Source organism: Streptomyces sp. JJ36 (assembly GCF_021696945.1).
Lineage (GTDB): Bacteria > Actinomycetota > Actinomycetes > Streptomycetales > Streptomycetaceae > Streptomyces.
Map to the genome: position 1 here is coordinate 1 of NZ_JACYHE010000013.1, position 18,902 is coordinate 18,902.

Annotated in this window: 17 protein-coding genes; 11 read left to right on the top strand and 6 right to left on the bottom strand. The window is 71.9% G+C overall.

Annotated elements, in window-relative coordinates:
• Together HOY81_RS07645 and nadA are read right to left on the bottom strand one after the other, a co-directional pair.
• Positions 1–885, bottom strand: an 885-nt coding sequence (locus HOY81_RS07645) for a hypothetical protein (RefSeq protein ID WP_237319464.1), incomplete at its 3' end; no start/stop codon positions are given.
• A 313-nt stretch (positions 886–1,198) separates the two neighbouring features.
• Entirely contained in the window at positions 1,199–2,389 is a 1,191-nt protein-coding gene (gene nadA, locus HOY81_RS07650; RefSeq protein WP_237319465.1) for a quinolinate synthase NadA, read from the bottom strand.
• Between the two features lie 282 nt (positions 2,390–2,671).
• Here nadA and HOY81_RS07655 point away from each other — a divergent pair, with 282 nt between their 5' ends.
• Complete coding sequence (locus tag HOY81_RS07655; RefSeq protein ID WP_237319466.1) at positions 2,672–3,025, top strand: iron-sulfur cluster assembly accessory protein; 354 nt, start codon at positions 2,672–2,674, stop codon at positions 3,023–3,025.
• Positions 3,026–3,197: 172 nt separating this feature from the next.
• On the opposite strand, the gene HOY81_RS07660 is transcribed toward HOY81_RS07655, so the two are convergent.
• Together HOY81_RS07660 and HOY81_RS07665 are read right to left on the bottom strand one after the other, a co-directional pair.
• On the bottom strand, positions 3,198–4,748 hold the full coding sequence (locus HOY81_RS07660; protein WP_237319467.1) for a hypothetical protein: 1,551 nt from the start codon (positions 4,746–4,748) through the stop codon (positions 3,198–3,200).
• 92 nt (positions 4,749–4,840) lie between these two features.
• Positions 4,841–5,059: a hypothetical protein gene (locus HOY81_RS07665; protein ID WP_237319468.1), complete on the bottom strand. Its 219-nt coding sequence runs from the start codon at positions 5,057–5,059 to the stop codon at positions 4,841–4,843.
• A 137-nt stretch (positions 5,060–5,196) separates the two neighbouring features.
• On the opposite strand from HOY81_RS07665, the gene HOY81_RS07670 reads away from it, so the two are divergent.
• On the top strand, positions 5,197–6,171 hold the full coding sequence (locus HOY81_RS07670; protein ID WP_237319469.1) for a carbohydrate kinase family protein: 975 nt from the start codon (positions 5,197–5,199) through the stop codon (positions 6,169–6,171).
• A gap of 94 nt (positions 6,172–6,265) precedes the next feature.
• On the opposite strand, the gene HOY81_RS07675 is transcribed toward HOY81_RS07670, so the two are convergent.
• The gene (locus tag HOY81_RS07675; protein ID WP_237319470.1) at positions 6,266–7,636 is read right to left on the bottom strand and encodes a cysteine desulfurase/sulfurtransferase TusA family protein; all 1,371 of its coding nucleotides are present in this window, start codon (positions 7,634–7,636) and stop codon (positions 6,266–6,268) included.
• A 335-nt stretch (positions 7,637–7,971) separates the two neighbouring features.
• Here HOY81_RS07675 and coxB point away from each other — a divergent pair, with 335 nt between their 5' ends.
• The 4 genes from coxB to HOY81_RS07695 all read left to right on the top strand — a co-directional run bounded on the left by coxB (position 7,972) and on the right by HOY81_RS07695 (position 12,481).
• On the top strand, positions 7,972–8,934 hold the full coding sequence (coxB, locus tag HOY81_RS07680) for a cytochrome c oxidase subunit II (RefSeq protein ID WP_237319471.1): 963 nt from the start codon (positions 7,972–7,974) through the stop codon (positions 8,932–8,934).
• Positions 8,931–10,715 carry a cytochrome c oxidase subunit I gene (ctaD, locus tag HOY81_RS07685; protein ID WP_237319472.1) on the top strand — a complete coding sequence of 595 codons (1,785 nt, stop codon included), beginning with the start codon at positions 8,931–8,933 and terminating at the stop codon, positions 10,713–10,715. Before coxB ends, ctaD begins: the two co-directional genes overlap by 4 nt.
• Positions 10,712–11,110 carry a cytochrome c oxidase subunit 4 gene (locus HOY81_RS07690; RefSeq protein ID WP_237319473.1) on the top strand — a complete coding sequence of 133 codons (399 nt, stop codon included), beginning with the start codon at positions 10,712–10,714 and terminating at the stop codon, positions 11,108–11,110. The genes ctaD and HOY81_RS07690 overlap by 4 nt, the downstream gene beginning before the upstream one ends.
• Before the next feature lie 108 nt (positions 11,111–11,218).
• A complete protein-coding gene (locus HOY81_RS07695; protein WP_237319474.1) occupies positions 11,219–12,481 on the top strand; it encodes an Ig-like domain-containing protein in 1,263 nt (420 codons plus the stop codon).
• A gap of 72 nt (positions 12,482–12,553) precedes the next feature.
• Here the strand turns inward: HOY81_RS07695 and HOY81_RS07700 are convergent, their stop codons facing one another.
• Positions 12,554–12,979 (bottom strand): hypothetical protein, encoded by a 426-nt coding sequence (locus tag HOY81_RS07700; RefSeq protein WP_237319475.1) that lies wholly within the window; start codon positions 12,977–12,979, stop codon positions 12,554–12,556.
• Positions 12,980–13,223: 244 nt separating this feature from the next.
• Between HOY81_RS07700 and HOY81_RS07705 the strand changes: the two genes are divergently transcribed.
• The 5 genes from HOY81_RS07705 (at position 13,224) to trpD (ending at position 18,794) form a co-directional block, all read left to right on the top strand.
• Positions 13,224–13,844 (top strand): heme-copper oxidase subunit III, encoded by a 621-nt coding sequence (locus HOY81_RS07705; RefSeq protein ID WP_237319476.1) that lies wholly within the window; start codon positions 13,224–13,226, stop codon positions 13,842–13,844.
• Positions 13,845–13,937: 93 nt separating this feature from the next.
• Positions 13,938–14,750, top strand: a complete 813-nt coding sequence (locus HOY81_RS07710) for a c-type cytochrome (RefSeq protein ID WP_237319477.1) — start codon at positions 13,938–13,940, stop codon at positions 14,748–14,750.
• Positions 14,747–15,826, top strand: a complete 1,080-nt coding sequence (locus tag HOY81_RS07715) for a ubiquinol-cytochrome c reductase iron-sulfur subunit (RefSeq protein ID WP_237319478.1) — start codon at positions 14,747–14,749, stop codon at positions 15,824–15,826. The genes HOY81_RS07710 and HOY81_RS07715 overlap by 4 nt, the downstream gene beginning before the upstream one ends.
• Positions 15,823–17,445: a ubiquinol-cytochrome c reductase cytochrome b subunit gene (locus tag HOY81_RS07720; protein ID WP_237319479.1), complete on the top strand. Its 1,623-nt coding sequence runs from the start codon at positions 15,823–15,825 to the stop codon at positions 17,443–17,445. Before HOY81_RS07715 ends, HOY81_RS07720 begins: the two co-directional genes overlap by 4 nt.
• Before the next feature lie 281 nt (positions 17,446–17,726).
• Positions 17,727–18,794 (top strand): anthranilate phosphoribosyltransferase, encoded by a 1,068-nt coding sequence (trpD, locus tag HOY81_RS07725; RefSeq protein ID WP_237319480.1) that lies wholly within the window; start codon positions 17,727–17,729, stop codon positions 18,792–18,794.
• Positions 18,795–18,902 lie beyond the last annotated feature (108 nt).

The following is an 18,902-nucleotide window of genomic DNA, read 5'->3' on the forward strand; positions in this document are numbered from 1 at the left end:
GCCGTGGCCGCCGGCCGGGCCGCCGCCGGGTCCTCCGCCCGGTTTCCCGCCGGGGCCGCGGGGCCCGTCCTCGCGGGCACCGCCCTGTTCGCCGCCCGGACGGCCGTGCTCGCCGCCCGGACGGCCGTGCTCGCCGCCGTCGCCGCGCTCGCCGCCGGTGTCCGCGGGCCCGGGGGCCGGCCGGCGTGTGTCGCGCCGCTCCGCGCAGTAGCCGGCCACCTTCCCCGGCCCCCCGGCCGCCTCGGCCAGCGGGCGCAACCCGGGTCTGTTCAGGGCCCCGGGCCGCGCGCCGTGCCGTTCCGCCCAGACGCGGCACAGGTCCCGGAGCTCCGCCGCACCGGTGGCACCGCCGTCCCGCTCCGCGCCGGTACGGTCCCGGGTCCCGCTGTCCGGCTCCGGTGCGGTGCTCCGGGAAGCCGGCGGGGAGGGCGGTGCGGGAGAGGAGACGGGCCGCGGTCCGGGCTCCGGGTCGTCCTCCCCGTCCCGGCCGGGGCCGGCGAAGGGGCCGAGGCCGGCCCCGACGGCGACGCCACTGCCGAGCAGCGCCGCCACGGCGACCCCCACGGCGACGGTGCGCGTCCGCAGGCGTCCGGGGAGACGCAGCCCGGCAGACCGCGGCTGTGTCGTACCGGGACGGGCATCCGTGGCGGCCTGGGCGCCCGTCCGGGCGGCATGAGCCGCGCGGAAGGCGGCCACGGCGGCCTCCTCACCGCGGAGGGGCTCTGTGCCCTCTGCGCCGGCGGAGGGCCCGGAGAGGTCCCGCAGCAGGTCCGCGACGCGGGAGAAGCCGGGAGGCTGCCCGTCGCGGGGCGGTCGCCCCGCTTCGGCGAGCAGCCGCCGCAGGGCTCTTTCCTCCACGGGACCGTGCCGCATCGGGCTGCTCACCTCTCCGCTCTCCGCCGTCTCGGGTGGACCGGTCCCGGCACCTGCGAGCCGTCCACGGTCCGCCGGAACGCGGCTGCCGGAAGATAGCACAGCGTCCGGTCCGTACCACGTAGTGTGACGGATTCCCGGAGCTTGCGGTTCCGCGCGCCCCGGAGAATCCCGTTCCCCCTGTTCCGCCCCGCCTACCGGGCGGCCCGGGACGCCGCAGCCGGCTCCCCGGGCCCGGCGGACGGTCGCGGAGAGCCCGGCCCGCCCGGCTCCGGCACCGGGGGGCCGGAGTGACCGGGGAGGGGCCGGAGGGCGGGCGTCCCGGTCACGGCAGCGCCAGCATCCGCTCCAGGGCGACCTTGGCGTAGTGCTCGGTCTCGGCGTCCACCTCGATGCGGTTGACCACCTTGCCGTCGGCGAGCGACTCCAGCGCCCACACCAGGTGCGGCAGGTCGATGCGGTTCATGGTGGAGCAGAAGCAGACCGTGCGGTCCAGGAAGACGATCTCCTTGCCCTCGTCGGCGTACCGGTTCGCCAGCCGGCGCACGAGGTTCAGCTCGGTGCCTATCGCCCACTTCGAGCCGGCGGGCGCCTCCTCCAGCGTCCGGATGATGTACTCCGTCGACCCGACGTGGTCGGCGGCGGCGACGACCTCGTGCTTGCACTCGGGGTGCACCAGGACGTTCACCCCGGGGATGCGTGCCCGTACGTCCTCCACGCTGGCCGACGAGAAGCGCCCGTGCACCGAGCAGTGGCCGCGCCACAGGATCATCCGGGCGTCGCGGAGCTGCTGCGCGGTCAGGCCGCCGCCCGGCTTGTGCGGGTTGTAGACCACGCAGTCCTCCGGGGACAGGCCCAGCTCGCGCACCGCGGTGTTCCGCCCGAGGTGCTGGTCGGGCAGGAAGAGCACCTTGGTGTCCGGGCCGTCCCCCTGCTCGAAGGCCCAGCTCAGCGCACGGCGGGCGTTGGAGGAGGTGCAGATGGTGCCGCCGTGCCGGCCGGTGAAGGCCTTGATGTCGGCCGAGGAGTTCATGTACGAGACGGGCACCGTGGACCCGGCGACGCCGGCCTCGGTCAGGACGTCCCAGCACTCGGCGACCTGCTCGGCGCTGGCCATGTCGGCCATCGAGCACCCGGCCGCCAGGTCCGGCAGCACGACCTGCTGGGTGCCGGAGGTGAGGATGTCCGCGGACTCCGCCATGAAGTGCACGCCGCAGAAGACGATGTACTCGGCCTCCGGGCGGGCGGCGGCTTCCCGCGCCAGCTTGAACGAGTCCCCGGTGACGTCCGCGAACTCGATGACCTCGTCGCGCTGGTAGTGATGGCCCAGGACGAAGACCTTGTCGCCGAGCTTCTCCTTGGCCGCACGCGCGCGTGCCACCAGGTCCGGGTCGGAGGGGGCGGGCAGGTCGCCCGGGCACTCCACGCCGCGTTCGCTCTTCGGGTCGGCCTCGCGGCCGAGCAGCAGCAGGGCGAGCGGCGTCGGCTGGACGTCCAGGGGCTGGGCGGTGGACACGTCACACACCCTTTCTGTTCAGATCCACGAGCACTTATCGTCTCATTGACGTTATCCATCATAACCGCTTCACGTCAGTTTGACGATGGCCATCGTGTCGATGTGACGCATTACCGGGCGCGCCGCGGGTGCGTGCCGGTGACCGCCGGGCGCCGGTGTGCGAGCATGAAGGCGGACGACACAGTGATGTGCCGACACCGAGTGCAGAGCCTGGAATGAATCCGGGACACCGCTGGTTCCAGCCGGTGGCAGAGCAGTCCGTACAACCCGGGAGAGAAGCAGATGTCCGTATCGGACGAGACCGCTGTGAGTGAGGGCATCATCCTGTCCGACGCCGCCACGGCGAAGGTCAAGAGCCTCCTCGAGCAGGAGGGCCGGGAGGATCTGGCGCTGCGCGTGGCCGTCCAGCCCGGAGGCTGCTCGGGCCTGCGGTACCAGCTCTTCTTCGACGAGCGCTCGCTCGACGGCGACGTGGTGAAGGACTTCGACGGCGTCAAGGTCGTCACCGACCGGATGAGCGCCCCCTACCTGGGCGGCGCCTCCATCGACTTCGTCGACACCATCGAGAAGCAGGGCTTCACCATCGACAACCCGAACGCCACGGGCTCCTGCGCCTGCGGCGACTCCTTCAACTGAGCCTCCGCACCCGAGAACGCGACACCGCGGACCGCCGGCCCCCGGCCGGCGCACCCGGTACGCACGAGGGCGGCGGACCCGGACGGGTCCACCGCCCTCGCGGCGTCTCAGGGGCCGCTCACGGCACTGCCGCGAGCGGACCCGGCCTTCGTTTCGTGCCGCGGGCTCCCGCTCACTCCGTACGCGGCACCGGCTTCCCGCTCCGCGCGTGCACCACCGCGCGGTCGCCGAGCGGCCGCTCCAGCTCCGCCCGCACCGTCTGCTTCTTCGCCATCGCGATGCAGGGCTCCTCCGGCTTCCCCGACTTCTCCGGCACCCGCCGGACGGCGACCCGCACCCGCTCCGCGGTCTCCTCGGTCCGCGCCTCGTACGGGTGACAGACGCCGCCCCAGAAGGTGAGTGTCAGGGTCCGCCCGTCCGCCGCGTACGAGACCAGCGGCCGCCGGGCGTCGGCCGGGGTCTCCGGGCCGTGCGGGATGCCGGGGCCGGCGGGCGCCCCGGTGGGCGTGTCCCTGTCCCCGCCGCCCGGGCCGCCACCGGCGGTGCGCAGGAACTCCGGCTGCACGGCCGGGAAGGTCACCTGGTAGGTCCTGCCGCCGGTCTTCCCGCCGCCGGAGGCGCCGGAAGGCCGCACGTCGAAGACCCAGGAGGGCACCAGCACCGGCTCACCGCGGGAGTACTGGGTGGCCAGCGCGAAGGTCGCACCGGTCACGGTCGCGGTGCCGTCCGGGCCGGTCTGCCGGCAGGGCGCCACGTCGGATCCCTCCGGCCGCTCGGGGTGCGGCTCGCCGGCGGCCGGCGGCGCGGCGGAGCACGGCGGGAGCTGCCCCACGGGGCCGCGCCGCTCGTTCAGCTCCCGCAGGGTGTCCGCGGCGGGCAGCACCGGGTACTCGGCGCCCCGCGTCAGGGCGCCCAGCCGCCCGTGCCCGCGCACCAGCCGGCCGTCCCCCGCCACGGTGAAGGTGCTGCTCCAGTCGTGGGTCGGCACCCCGGCCACCTCGGGCCGCGCGACCACCGTGCGCAGCGCGCCCTGCGTGGCGGAGGCGTCGAGCCGCGCGCCGCCCAGGCCCAGGGCCCGCAGCACCGGCCGCACCTGCCGCTTCGCCTCCGCCGCCGGGACCGGGTCGCCGCCGCTCGCGCCGGGGCCGCCGACCGGGCCGCCGGGGCAGGGTGCGGGGAGCGTACGGCTCCGTCCGTCCGGCTTCCCGCACTTGTCGTCGGACGCCGGGGCGTAACGGACGAACGACCAGGAGCCGGCCGCCTGCTCGGCGCCCACCGTCAGGGTGGGCCCGGAGCCGTCCCGGTGGCCGCCGACGCGCCAGCGCCCGTGCCGGTGCACCGGCTCGCCCGCCACGTCCAGCGCTTCGGCGACGGCCCGCACCTTCTCCGCGGTCACGCCCCCGGCGGGGCGGTGCACCGCGGCGCGCTCCGGGCCGTCCGGCAGCGGGCCGCCGGCGCGGTAGAAGACGCCGTTCGGGTCCGGCTCGCCGGGGGCGATCCCCGGCTCCCGGCCGCCGCCGGCCTCCTCCTGCCCGAGGCCGTCGAGGGTCAGGGGCGGGGGACCGGAACCGCCGCCGCTCGCGGGGCCGCCGGCGCCGTCGTCGGCGGCGCTCGAGGCCCAGTACGCGCCACCGCCTCCGGCCAGCAGGACGGCCGCCGCCACCGACACGACGGTCAGCCGCCGGTGTCGCCGCGGCCGCTCGGGGGTCTCCTGGGTGCTCACCGCATCGCTCCTTCGCCTGCGCTCGTCCGTCAGACTCGCATCCCGGTGTGCCGGGACGGCGGTGGGACGGGGCGGAGGAGCGAGTGGTTCCCTCAGTCGCCGTACTCGGACATTCCGTCCAGCAGGTGGGCCGAGCGCGCGGGCACCCGTACGCCGCGGGGCCGCGGGGAGCCGGCGGGCGCGGGGCGCGGACCGGCCGGGCGGGTGCCGGCCCTCCAGTGCGGAGCCATGCGGGCGCAGTCGCCGCGAAGCTGGGAGAGCGATTCGGGTTCTGCCGGCGGGAAACCGGGCGCGGGCGCGTACTCGTCCATGAGATCGACGCTACGCCCGCCCCCGGATGCCGGGAAGGACCTACTATCTGGTAGATCCGTCCTGTTCGGCTGACGGGCTTCACCCGGTAGCGTGGTCGGGCCCGTTTCCGTCTCCTCCATCAGGAGCAGAATTCGCCGTGCGTATTGCAGTCACCGGTTCCATCGCCACCGACCACCTGATGACGTTCCCCGGCCGTTTCGCGGACCAGCTCGTCGCGGAGCAGCTCCACACGGTCTCCCTGTCCTTCCTCGTCGACAGTCTGGACGTCCGCCGCGGTGGCGTCGGTGCGAACATCTGTTTCGGCATGGGACAGCTCGGCGCCCGGCCGGTCCTGGTCGGCGCCGCCGGGGAGGACTTCGACGAATACCGCGCCTGGCTGGACCGCCACGGGGTGGACACCGAGTCCGTCCGCATCTCCGAGACGGCGCACACCGCCCGCTTCGTGTGCACCACGGACACCGACCACAACCAGATCGGCTCGTTCTACACCGGTGCCATGAGCGAGGCCCGGCTGATCGAGCTGCAGAAGGTCGCCGAACGGGTCGGCGGCCTCGACCTGGTCTGCATCGGTGCCGACGACCCCGAGGCGATGATCCGCCACACGGAGGAGTGCCGCTCCCGCGGCATCCCGTTCGCCGCCGACTTCTCGCAGCAGATCGCCCGGATGGACGGCGAGGACATCCGGGTGCTGCTCGACAAGGCGACGTACCTCTTCACCAACGAGTACGAGAAGGGACTCGTCGAGACCAAGACCGGCTGGAGCGACGCCGAGATCCTGGACCGGGTGGACACCCGGGTCACCACGCTGGGCGCGCAGGGCGTGCGGATCGACCGCAAGGGTGAGGAGCCGATCGTGGTCGGCTGCCCCCAGGAGGAGGCCAAGGTCGACCCGACGGGCGTCGGTGACGCCTTCCGCGCGGGCTTCCTCACCGGGCTCTCCTGGAACGTCTCCCTGGAGCGTGCGGCGCAGGTCGGATGCATGCTCGCCACACTGGTGATCGAGACCCTCGGCACGCAGGAGTACGAGCTGCGGCGCGGGCACTTCATGGAGCGCTTCACCAAGGCGTACGGGGACGACGCCGCCGCCGAGGTCCAGGCCCACCTGGACTGACCGGAGCGCGTCCCAGGCGGGCGGGACGGGGCCGGGCGCCCCGTCCCGCCCGTTCCGTGTGCGGCTGCGGGCGCCGGGCGGGGCGCCGCAGGCGTCAGGCGCGGCGCCGCACCCGGTGGGCGGTGCCTTCCACCCCCAGGTACTCCTGGCCGCGCATCTCGCACCAGGCGGGGATGTCCAGCCGGGCCGCCTCGTCGTCGGAGAGCACCGTCACCACTCCGCCGGGCGGCACCTCCCCGATCACCTTCGCCAGCTCGATCACCGGCACCGGGCAGAGCCGCCCGAGGGTGTCCACCGTGCGGTCCCCGGGCGCCGTCCCGGGCGGCTCCGCCGGGGCGGGCGCGCCCAGCTCGGCCCGTACGGCGGCCACGGTCTCCGGCAGCACCTCCAGGAAGCGCTCCACCTCCGCGTCCGCCGTGCCCGGTGGCAGCGAGACCCGCACGTTGCCCTCGGAGAGCACGCCCATCGCCTTCAGCACATGACTCGGCGTCAGCGTGCCGGAGGTGCAGGAGGACCCGGAGGAGACGGAGAAGCCCGCCCGGTCGAGGGCGTGCAGCAGCGCCTCCCCGTCGACGTACAGACAGGAGAAGGTCACCAGGTGCGGCAGCCGCCGCACCGGGTCGCCCACCACCTCGGCGTCCGGCACCAGCGCCGGGACGCGGGCGCGGATCCGGTCCACCAGGGCGCGCAGCCGGGCCGCCTCGGCGGCCGCGCGCTCCCGGACCGCACGCAGCGAGGCGGCCGCCGCCACGATCGCCGGGATGTTCTCGAAGCCGGGGGACCGCCCGGACTCCCGCTCGTCGGACGGCGCGGGCGGGGCGAACCGGGTCCCCTTGCGTACGGCCAGCAGCCCCACCCCGGGCGGACCGCCCCACTTGTGGGCGCTGGCGGCCAGCAGCGCCCAGGGCCCGTCCACCGGCCCCCAGGGCAGCGACTGGGCCGCGTCCACCAGCAGCGGTACGCCGGCCTCCCGGCACGCCCGGGCGACGTCACCCACCGGCTGCTCGGTGCCCACCTCGTGGTTGGCGCTCTGCAGGCAGGCCAGCGCCGTGTCCGGGGACAGGGCGCGGGCGTACTCCTCCGGGCCGGCCCGGCCCGTACGGTCCACCGGCACCTCCGTCGCGGTGCCCCCGGCGGCCGTGTGCGCGGCCGCCGCGTGCAGCACGGCGGAGTGCTCCACGGCGGACACCACCAGGCGGCTGCCGGCCCGGCGGCGGCCGGCGAGCGCCCCGGCCACGCCGGTGTGCAGCGCCCGGGTGCCGGACGGGGTGAAGGTCAGCTCGTCCGGGCGGCACCCGACGGCCTCGGCCGCGGTCTCCCGGGCCGCGTCCAGCAGCACCCGGGCACGCCGGCCCTCCCGGTGCAGCCGGGCGGGGTCCGCCCAGCCGTCGTCGAGCGCGGCGAGCAGCGCCTCCCGGGCGACGGGGTGCAGGGGAAGGCCGGACGCGGCGTCGAAGTAGGACACGCCCGTACGCTAACTCTTTCCGCCGGTGGTGTGCCGGGGCGCTCCGCCCTCCGGAGAGCGCGCGCCGGGCCCGCCCCGGAGGTGCGGCGGAACCCCGCGCTCCGGGCGGCGCCGTGGCCCCGTGCCGGGGCGTCCGCGGGGCGTTCCGCGGCCCGCCACCCCTTCGGGGTGGGCGCGGCGGCGCGTTGTGCACCCTCCCCGCGCACCCCCGGAGGGCGTCCGTTAGGGTTTGGTCCGCATAAACATCCAAACCCCTGCCCGCGCCAGGGCCGCGCCCGACCACGCAAGACGGCCGAGCCCGGCTGAAGCGGGCGAGACTCTCGGGAAGGCGCTACGTGAGTCCCAACGGCTCCGACCGCTCGTCGCGGCGCCCGATGCGGCGGAAGCTGCCGCAGGCGCTGACTGCGGGCTTGGTCCTGGCGACCGCGACCGGTTGCACATACAAGGACTTTCCCCGGCTCGGCATGCCCACCCCGGTCACGGAGGAGGCGCCGCGGATCCTCTCCCTGTGGCAGGGCTCGTGGGCGGCGGCGATCGCCACGGGCGTCCTGGTCTGGGGTCTGATCCTGTGGAGCGTCATCTTCCACCGGCGCAGCAGGACCAAGGTGGAGATCCCGCCCCAGACCCGGTACAACCTGCCCATCGAGGCGCTGTACACCGTGGTCCCGATCATCATCGTCTCGGTGCTCTTCTACTTCACCGCGCGTGACGAGGCGGAGTTGCTGGAGACCTCCGAGAAGCCGGACCACGTGATCAACGTCGTCGGCTATCAGTGGAGCTGGGGCTTCAACTACATCGAGGACGTCGACGGCGACGCGACCACCTCCAACACCGACGCCGACGAACTCGCCCCCATCCCGGACCGGATGCGCAGCGCCTTCCCCGAGGGCGCGGAGGGCGTCTACACCGTCGGCACCCCGGCGGACCGCAACCCGCAGACCGGCAACCCGGGCCCGACCCTGTGGCTGCCGAAGGGTGAAACGGTCCAGTTCGTGCTGACCTCCCGGGACGTCATCCACTCCTTCTGGGCGGTCCCGTTCCTGATGAAGCAGGACGTCATCCCCGGCCATGTCAACCGCTTCCAGGTGACCCCCAGCAAGGAGGGCACCTACCTCGGCAAGTGCGCCGAACTGTGCGGTGTGGACCACTCCCGAATGCTCTTCAACGTCAAGATCGTCTCCCCGGAGCGCTATCAGCGCCATCTCGAGAGGCTGGCGGAGAAGGGCCAGACCGGCTACATCCCGGCGGGCATCGCCACGACCGGCGACGCCAGGAATGCGGAGACGAATAACCCGTGAGCATCCTCAACGAACCCCAGGGTGCCGCCGCAGCAGAGGACTCGTACGAGGATGAGCTGCCGGTGCGCCGCAGGGAGCCCGGCAACGTCGTGGTCAAGTGGCTCACCACCACCGACCACAAGACGATCGGCACCCTCTACCTGATCACGTCGTTCGCCTTCTTCGTGATCGGCGGCGTCATGGCGCTCTTCATGCGCGCCGAGCTGGCCCGCCCGGGCACGCAGATCATGTCGAACGAGCAGTTCAACCAGGCGTTCACCATGCACGGCACGGTGATGCTGCTGATGTTCGCCACCCCGCTGTTCGCCGGGTTCGCGAACTGGATCATGCCGCTGCAGATCGGCGCGCCGGACGTGGCGTTCCCGCGGCTGAACATGTTCGCCTACTGGCTCTACCTCTTCGGCTCGCTGATCGCGGTGGGCGGGTTCCTCACCCCGCAGGGCGCGGCGGACTTCGGCTGGTTCGCCTACTCCCCGCTCTCCAGCGAGGTGCACTCGCCGGGTATCGGCGCCGACATGTGGATCATGGGCCTGGCCTTCTCCGGCTTCGGCACCATCCTCGGCTCGGTCAACTTCATCACCACGATCATCTGCATGCGCGCCCCGGGCATGACGATGTTCCGGATGCCGATCTTCACCTGGAACGTGCTGCTCACCGGCGTGCTGGTGCTGCTGGCCTTCCCGGTGCTGGCGGCCGCGCTCTTCGCGCTGGAGGCGGACCGGAAGTTCGGCTCGCACATCTTCGACGCGGCCAACGGCGGTGCGCTGCTCTGGCAGCACCTGTTCTGGTTCTTCGGACACCCCGAGGTGTACATCATCGCGCTGCCGTTCTTCGGCATCGTCTCGGAGGTCATCCCGGTCTTCAGCCGCAAGCCGATGTTCGGCTACATCGGGCTGATCGCCGCGACCATCTCCATCGCGGGTCTGTCGGTGACCGTGTGGGCGCACCACATGTACGTCACCGGCGGGGTGTTGCTGCCCTTCTTCTCCTTCATGACCTTCCTCATCGCGGTGCCGACGGGCGTGAAGTTCTTCAACTGGATCGGCACCATGTGGAAGGGCTCGCTCTCCTTCGAGACCCCGATGCTCTGGACGATCGGGTTCCTGGTGACCTTCCTCTTCGGCGGTCTCACCGGTGTCATCCTGGCCTCGCCGCCGCTGGACTTCCACGTCTCCGACTCGTACTTCGTGGTGGCCCACTTCCACTACGTGGTCTTCGGCACCGTGGTCTTCGCGATGTTCGCCGGCTTCCACTTCTGGTGGCCGAAGTTCACCGGGAAGATGCTCGACGAGACGCTGGGCAAGATCACCTTCTGGACCCTCTTCATCGGCTTCCACGGCACCTTCCTGGTGCAGCACTGGCTGGGCGCCGAGGGCATGCCCCGCCGGTACGCCGACTACCTGGACGCGGACGGCTTCACCGCGCTGAACACGGTGTCCACGATCAGTTCGTTCCTGCTCGGGCTGTCGATCCTGCCGTTCTTCTACAACATCTGGAAGACGGCCAAGTACGGCAGGAAGGTCGACGTCGACGACCCCTGGGGCTACGGCCGGTCGCTGGAGTGGGCCACCTCCTGCCCGCCGCCGCGGCACAACTTCCTCACCCTGCCGCGGATCCGCTCCGAGTCCCCGGCCTTCGACCTGCATCACCCGGAGATCGCCGCGCTCGACGAGATCCCGGCTCAGCGTTCGGGGGAGCGGGTCCTGGCCGGGAGCACCGCCGGTACCGGCGAGGGGCGTGCCACCAACGGAGCCACCGACGGAGAGGGTGACGCCAAGTGAAGATCCAGGGACACATGTTCATCTGGCTCTCGGTGTTCATGCTCGCCGTGGCCGTCGTCTACGGACTGTGGTCGAAGGAGCCGGTCGGCACCACCGCCCTCTTCCTGTCCTTCGGACTGGCGGTGATGATCGGGTACTACCTGGCCTTCACCGCCCGCCGTACGGACACCGGCGCGCAGGACAACAAGGAGGCGGACGTCGCGGACGACGCCGGCGAGCTGGGCTTCTTCAGCCCGCACAGCTGGCAGCCGCTCTCCCTCGGCCTCGGCGGCGCCCTGGCCTTCCTGGGCATCGTCTTCGGCTGGTGGCTGTTCTTCTTCTCCCTGCCGCTGGTGCTCGTGGGCGTCTTCGGCTGGGTGTTCGAGTACTACCACGGTGAGGCGCAGAACCAGTAAGCCGTGCCGGGCACACAGGGTCGGCCCCCGGGGACACACCCCCGGGGGCCGACCCGTTTGCCGTAGTTCAGCAGGCTCTGTGGCGATATGTCTCCCTATGTTGGCGTCATGAGACAGCGACCCAAGCGCAACCGCCGCACGGCTCTGAGCTGTGCCCTGGTGCTGGCCCCGCTGGCGGCCGGCCTCACCGCCTGCAGCGACGACGGAAACCCGCTCGCAGCCGAGCCCTACGACGCGAGTGAGCAGATATCCGTGAGCGTCGCCGAGGGCAGCGACGACGCCGACTACGACAAGCCACTGAAGATCACCGCGGAGGACGTGGGCGGGCGGATCACCGATGTGGTCGCCGTCGACGGCGCCGGGCGGTATCTGCGTGGCCGGCTGGCCCCCGACGGGAGTAGCTGGCGCAGCACGGCGCCGCTGCACGCCGGGGTGCGGTACACCGTGCGGATCAGCACGGAGGACGACAGCGGCAAGCCCGGACGCCGTACGCTCCGCTTCGCGACCAGGCCGGCCGACGGCCGGAAGCTCAAGGTGACCTTCGGCCCGGAGAAGGGCACCTACGGCGTGGGCCAGCCCGTCGTCGCCGAACTGAGCCACAAGCTGAAGAGCCGCAAGGAGAAGGCCGTCGTCGAGCGCGCGCTGGAGGTCGAGTCCAGCCCGCTGGTACGCGGCGGCTGGCACTGGGTGGACGACCGGACGCTGCACTACCGGCCGCGGGAGTACTGGCCCGAGAACGCGGACATATCCGTCCGCTCCACCCTGGAGGGCGTCCGGATACGCGACGGCCTCCGCGGCGGCGCCTCGAAGCCGCTGCGGATCCGCACCGACGACCGCGTCGAGGCGCTGGTGGACATCGCCGCCCACACCATGACGGTGTCGAAGAGCGGCGAGAAGCTGAAGACGATACCCGTGACCACCGGCAAGGCCGGCTTCCGCACCCGCTCGGGCATCAAGGTGATCCTGGCCAAGCAGCAGTTCGTGCGGATGACCAGCGGGAGCATCGGGATACCCGCGGGCAGTGCGGAATCCTACGACCTGCCGGTCTACTGGAACGCACGGCTGACCCAGAGCGGCGAGTTCGTGCACGCCGCCCCCTGGTCCACCGGCTCCCAGGGCGCCGCCAACGTGAGCCACGGCTGCACGGGCATGAGCACCGCCGACGCCAAGTGGTTCTACCACCTGGTGCAGCCGGGTGACATCGTCCGCTATGTGAACGGCCAGGGCGAGGACATGCCGGTCTTCGGCAACGGCTACGGCGACTGGAACCTCTCCTGGGAGAAGTGGCGCCGGGGGAGCGCCACCCACCGCGCGGCGGGCGGTTCCGGCGACGAGACCCACGCGACCGGACGGCTCCGTTTCGACACCTGAGCGTGCACCCGCCGTGCCCCGGAGCGACCGGAAGGCGCCCGGAGGAACCCCCGGAACGTGCTCCGGGCCCGGTCAGGCCGCCCCGGCGCCCGCCCCGGCCCTCGCCCCGTCGCCGTCGTGGCGCAGCAGCCCCGCGAGGGTGTCCGCCAGGGCCACCGGGTCCACCGGGTGCGAGACCGCCGCCTCGGCCCGGCTCCAGGTCGCCAGCCAGGCGTCCTGCGGCCGTCCGATCAGCAGCAGCACCGGCGGGCAGCGGAAGATCTCGTCCTTGATCTGCCGGCAGACGCCCATCCCGCCGGCCGGCACCGCCTCGCCGTCCAGCACACAGACGTCGATGTGCCGCTCCTGGAGGGTGCTGAGGACCGCGGGCAGCGTCGCGCACTCCACGTACTCCACCGGGGGGACGTCGGTCGCCGGGCGGCGTCCGCCCGCGAGCCGCACCTGCTCGCGGGTGTCGGCGTCGTCGCTGTAGACCAGCACCGTGGCGGTCGGCTGCATCGTTCCTCCGAGATGATCGCGTCCGTCGCTGCGGATGCTACTCCTCACCGGCCCGCCCCGACAGCGCTTCGCACGCCCGGGTGACGCCCGGGCGCCGGCGGTCCGGGCGCCGCCCGCCGGGCCGTCCCGAGCCCCGCCGGGAGGGTCAGCGGCGCGCCCGGGGGAGCGGCGTCCGGGCAGCGCACGGGCACGGACACACCGAACAGCACCCCCCGAGGTGAGCCCGGGATAAGCGACCGACATAATGTCGGGCGTGGCGACAGCAACAGCAGTAGAAACCGGGCACGCGCACCCGTCGGTCAACCGGCCGAACCTCACCAGCGTCGGAACGATCATCTGGTTGAGTTCCGAGCTGATGTTCTTCGCGGCCCTCTTCGCGATGTACTTCACCCTGCGGTCGGTGACGGGTGCGGAGTACTGGGAGGAGCACGCCCAGGCGCTGAACCTCCCCTTCTCCGCGACGAACACCACGATCCTGGTGCTCTCCTCCCTCACGTGTCAGCTCGGCGTGTTCGCCGCCGAGCGCGGTGACGTGAAGAAGCTCCGGGGCTGGTTCATCGTCACCTTCATCATGGGTGCGATCTTCATCGGCGGTCAGGTCTTCGAGTACACGGAGCTGGTCGAGCACGAGGGCCTCACGCTCTCCTCGGATCCCTACGGGTCGGTGTTCTACCTGACCACCGGGTTCCACGGTCTGCATGTGACGGGCGGCCTGATCGCGTTCCTGTTCGTCCTGGGCAGGACGTACATGGCCAGGAGATTCACCCACCACCAGGCCACTGCGGCCATCGTCGTGTCCTATTACTGGCACTTCGTCGATGTCGTCTGGATCGGCCTCTTCGCCACGATCTACCTGATCAAGTAGCGAGTCCGGCGACGCGGGCGCGGCCCGCTCCGCGGGACACGACGCAGACAGCAAGAAGCATCGACGCAGAAGATCCTGACACCGGGGTAATCCGTGAAAAAGCTCTCCGCACGACGGCGCCATCCGCTGGCGGCGCTTGTCGTCCTACTCTTCGCGCTGGCGGCCACCGGGGGGCTGTACGCCGCGTTCGCTCCTGTGGATGAGGCCAAGGCCGATCAGCAGTCGAACCAGTCCCTCGCCATCAAGGAGGGCAAGAAGCTCTACGACGTCGGCTGCTCAAGCTGTCACGGGAGCCAGGGCCAGGGCACCAGCGACGGCCCCAGCCTGGTCGGCGTCGGTGCCGCCGCCGTGGACTTCCAGGTCGGAACCGGCCGGATGCCCGCCCAGCAGCCGGGGGCGCAGGCGCCGAAGAAGCCGAAGGTGTACTCGCAGGCCGAGATCGACCAGCTCGCCGCGTACATCGCCTCGCTCGGCCCGGGCCCGGCCATCCCCACCGAGGAGCAGTACGACCCGTCCGGGGCCGACATCGCCAAGGGCGGTGAGCTCTTCCGTACCAACTGCGCCCAGTGCCACAACTTCACCGGTGAGGGCGGTGCGCTCACCCACGGCAAGTTCGCTCCGGACCTCGAGGGTGTGACGCCCAAGCACATCTACGAGGCGATGCAGACCGGCCCGCAGAACATGCCCTCCTTCCCCGACTCGGTCCTGACCGAGACGGACAAGAAGGACATCATCGCCTACGTGAAGACCGTGAACAGTGACGAGGCGAAGACGCCGGGCGGGTTCAAGCTCGGCGGTCTCGGTCCGGTCAGCGAGGGGCTGTTCGCCTGGGTGTTCGGCCTCGGTGCGATGGTCGTCCTCGCCGTCTGGGTCGCCGCGCGGACCGCAAAGGCCAGGAAGTCATGAGTAGCGAGACGGGATCCCACGACCACGTGTCAGACGCAGAAGAGACCCTGCCGGGCGCGCAGGACCGGGCGCACGGCGCGGTGCCCGCGACGGAGGGGGACCCCTTCCGGAACCCCGGGCTGCCGCCGCACGGGCACCGCATCCAGGACGTCGACGAGCGGGCCGCCAAGCGTTCCGAGCGCACCGTCGCCCTGCTCTTCACCGTGTCCATGCTGGCCACCATCGGCTTCATCGCCTCCTACGTGGCCATCCCGATCGACGAGAACGTCCACGTCTGGCCGATCGGGCACGTCAGCGCGCTCAACTTCGCGCTCGGTCTGACCCTGGGTGTCGCCCTCTTCTGCATCGGCGCCGGCGCCGTCCACTGGGCCCGCACCCTGATGTCGGACGTGGAGGTCGCCGACGACCGCCACCCGATCGAGGCCGACCCCGAGGTCCGCTCCAAGGTGATGTCGGACTTCCGGGACGGTGCCCGCGAGTCCGCGCTGGGCCGCCGGAAACTGATCCGCAACACCATGTTCGGCGCGCTCACGCTGGTGCCGCTCTCCGGCGTGGTGCTGCTGCGCGACCTCGGTCCGCTGCCCGAGGACAAGCTCTTCCACACCGCGTGGGAGAAGGGCAAGCTGCTCATCAACGAGAACACCGGTGAGCCGCTGCGGCCCGAGGACGTGGTCATCGGCTCGCTCGCCTTCGCCCGTCCGGAGGGCCTGGAGCCCGAGGACCACGAGTTCAACACCGAGATCGCCAAGGCCGCCCTGATGCTCGTCCGGATCGAGCCGGAGGACATCAAGGACAAGAAGACCCTGGACTGGTCCTACGAAGGGGTGCTGGCCTACTCCAAGATCTGCACCCATGTCGGCTGCCCGGTCAGCCTCTACGAGCAGCAGACGCACCATGTGCTCTGCCCGTGCCACCAGTCCACCTTCGACCTCGCGGACGGTGCGCGGGTGCTCTTCGGCCCGGCCGGCCACCCGCTGCCGCAGCTGAAGATCAGCGTCAACGACGAAGGGTTCCTCGAGGCGCAGGGCGACTTCGCCGAGCCCGTCGGCCCGGCATTCTGGGAGCGCGGAGCATGAGTACTGCAAGCGAGACGAAGCGGACGCCCCGCGGCGAGCGGGTCGCCGACTGGGCCGACGGCCGGCTGGGCGTCTACAGCCTGGCCAAGGCCAACATGCGCAAGATCTTCCCGGACCACTGGTCCTTCATGCTGGGCGAGGTCGCGCTCTACAGCTTCATCATCATCATCCTGACCGGCGTCTACCTGACGCTGTTCTTCACGCCGAGCATGGCCGAGGTGGAGTACCACGGGGCGTACGTCCCGATGCACGGCGTCCGGATGACGGAGGCCTACGCCTCCACGCTGGACATCAGCTTCGACGTCCGTGGCGGTCTGCTCATCCGGCAGATCCACCACTGGGGCGCGCTGATCTTCCTCGCGGCGATGTTCGTGCACATGATGCGCGTCTTCTTCACCGGCGCCTTCCGGAAGCCGCGTGAGGTCAACTGGCTCTTCGGCTTCCTGCTGTTCGTGCTCGGCATGTTCACCGGCTTCACCGGCTACTCGCTCCCGGACGACCTGCTCTCCGGCACCGGTGTCCGCTTCATGGAGGGCGCGATCCTCTCGGTGCCGGTGGTCGGCACCTACCTGTCGATGTTCCTCTTCGGCGGGGAGTTCCCCGGCCACGACGTGATCCCGCGGTTCTTCGCGGCGCACGTGCTGCTGCTGCCCGGCATCATGCTGGGGCTGCTGGTGGCGCACCTGATCCTGGTCTTCTACCACAAGCACACCCAGTTCGCGGGCCCCGGCCGGAGCAACAAGAACGTGGTCGGCATGCCGCTGCTGCCGGTCTACATGGCCAAGGCTGGCGGCTTCTTCTTCCTGGTCTTCGGCGTCATCGCGGTGCTCTCCGCGACCTTCCAGATCAACCCGATCTGGGTGCTCGGGCCGTACCGCCCGGACCAGGTGTCCACCAACGCCCAGCCCGACTGGTACATGGGCTTCTCCGAGGGCCTGATCCGCGTCATGCCGGGCTGGGAGATCAACTTCGCGGGGCACACCCTGGTGCTGGGGGTCTTCATCCCCCTGCTGGTCTTCCCGCTGGTGCTGGCCGCGATCGCGGTCTACCCGTTCATCGAGGCCTGGGTCACCGGGGACAAGCGGGAGCACCACATCGCGGACCGCCCGCGCAACGCCCCGACCCGCACCGGCGTCGGCGCGGCGTGGATCAGCTGGTACTTCGTGATGCTGATCGGCGGCGGCAACGACCTGGTGGCCACCCACTTCCACCTGTCGATCAACGCCATCACCTGGTTCGTCCGCATCGGCTTCTTCGTGGTGCCGGTGCTCACCTTCATCGTCACCCGCCGCATCTGTCTCGGCCTGCAGCGCCGGGACAAGGAGAAGGTGCTGCACGGGCGCGAGTCCGGCATCATCAAGCGGCTGCCGCACGGCGAGTTCGTCGAGGTGCACGAGCCGCTCAACCAGGAGCAGCTCCACACCCTCACCGCGCACGAGCAGTACCGGCCGATCGAGCTCGGCCCGGAGGTGGACGAGAACGGCGTCCGGCGGAAGATCGGCCCGGTGCAGAAGATGCGGGCCAAGCTGTCCCGCGGCTACTTCGGCCCGGAGAGTCAGATCCCCAAGCCGACCGCCGAGGAGTACCGCGAGATCACCAGCGGTCACGGCCACCACTGACCGTCACGGTCGCCACACCGCGAGGGCCCGCCCGGACACCCGGGCGGGCCCTCGTCGTACGGGGCCTCGGCGCGTGCCGTACGGGGCCGCGGCCGGGGCGTGGCACGCGGCGCCCGCGATGTGAGCGTGCACGCGACGGAACGGCCCGTCCCGTTAGGCTGACACCGGGGCCGGACGCCGTCGGTGCGTCCGGTGGCGGCAGCCCCACGCCGGCGGCCGCCTCCGGTGCGTGACGGCCCGCTCGCCCGCCTGTCCTGTGGATGCACTCTGGAGCGTGGATGATGAACACTGTTCCCCTCGTCGGCTCACCCTCCGGCGGCGTCCCCCAGGACTGGCCGGACGTGTTGGGCAGCCTGCTGGCCGGGGAGGACCTGACGGCGGACGCCACCGCCTGGGCGATGGACCGGATCATGCGCGGCGAGGCGACCGACGCCCAGATCGCCGGCTTCGCGGTGGCACTGCGGGCGAAGGGTGAGACGGTCGACGAGATCTCCGGTCTGGTCCGCGCCATGTACGAGCACGCGAACCTGATCGAGGTCCCCGGCCCCACGGTCGACATCGTGGGCACCGGCGGCGACCGGGCCCGCACCGTGAACATCTCCACCATGTCGGCCATCGTGGTGGCCGGGACCGGTGCGAAGGTCGTCAAGCACGGCAACCGCGCGTCGTCCTCCGCCAGCGGCGCCTCCGACGTGCTGGAGAAGCTGGGCGTCAATCTGGAGCTCTCCCCGCGCCGGGTCGCCGAGGTGGCGGCGGAGGCCGGCATCACCTTCTGCTTCGCCGTCGCGTTCCACCCCTCGCTGCGGCATGTGGCCGGCGCCCGCCGGGAGCTGGGCATCCCCACCTCCTTCAACTTCCTGGGCCCGCTGACCAACCCGGCGCGGGTGCGCGCCCAGGCCACCGGCGTCGCGGACGCCCGGATGGCGCCCATCCTCGCGGGGGTCCTGGCGGACCGCGGCTCCTCGGCGCTGGTGTTCCGCGGCGACGACGGACTGGACGAGCTCACCACGACGGCCACGTCGACGGTCTGGATCGTCCGGGACGGCGAAGTGCGGCGCGAGACGTTCGACCCGCGTGCGGTCGGCATCGAGATGGTGCCGGTCGAGGCGCTGCAGGGCGCGGACGCCGCGTACAACGCCGACGTCGCCCGGCGCCTGCTGGACGGCGAGAAGGGCCCGGTCCGGGACGCCGTCCTGCTCAACTCGGCGGCCGCGCTGGCCGCCCTGGAGCCCGAGGAGGGGCCGCTCGTCGAGCGGATCGGCGCCGGCCTCGTGCGGGCCGCGGAGTCCCTCGACTCGGGGGCGGCGCGGAACGTCCTGGACCGCTGGGTGGCGGCGAGCAACGCCTAGCCTCGCCGTCCGCGGGGACGGCACGACCGGCATACCGTCCGGGGCGGGGGCCGGGTCCTGGGGGGAGCACCCACGGGGCCGGTCCCCGACCGGGTATGGCATACTTCC

Bases quoted from the DNA above. Each gene is read 5' to 3' on its own strand.
- HOY81_RS07655 (WP_237319466.1), top strand. From the start codon at position 2,672: ATGTCCGTATCGGACGAGACCGCTGTGAGTGAGGGCATCATCCTGTCC.
- HOY81_RS07665 (WP_237319468.1), bottom strand. From the start codon at position 5,059: ATGGACGAGTACGCGCCCGCGCCCGGTTTCCCGCCGGCAGAACCCGAA.
- HOY81_RS07695 (WP_237319474.1), top strand. From the start codon at position 11,219: ATGAGACAGCGACCCAAGCGCAACCGCCGCACGGCTCTGAGCTGTGCC.
- HOY81_RS07700 (WP_237319475.1), bottom strand. From the start codon at position 12,979: ATGCAGCCGACCGCCACGGTGCTGGTCTACAGCGACGACGCCGACACC.
- HOY81_RS07705 (WP_237319476.1), top strand. From the start codon at position 13,224: ATGTCGGGCGTGGCGACAGCAACAGCAGTAGAAACCGGGCACGCGCAC.
- HOY81_RS07715 (WP_237319478.1), top strand. From the start codon at position 14,747: ATGAGTAGCGAGACGGGATCCCACGACCACGTGTCAGACGCAGAAGAG.
- HOY81_RS07720 (WP_237319479.1), top strand. From the start codon at position 15,823: ATGAGTACTGCAAGCGAGACGAAGCGGACGCCCCGCGGCGAGCGGGTC.
- trpD (WP_237319480.1), top strand. From the start codon at position 17,727: ATGAACACTGTTCCCCTCGTCGGCTCACCCTCCGGCGGCGTCCCCCAG.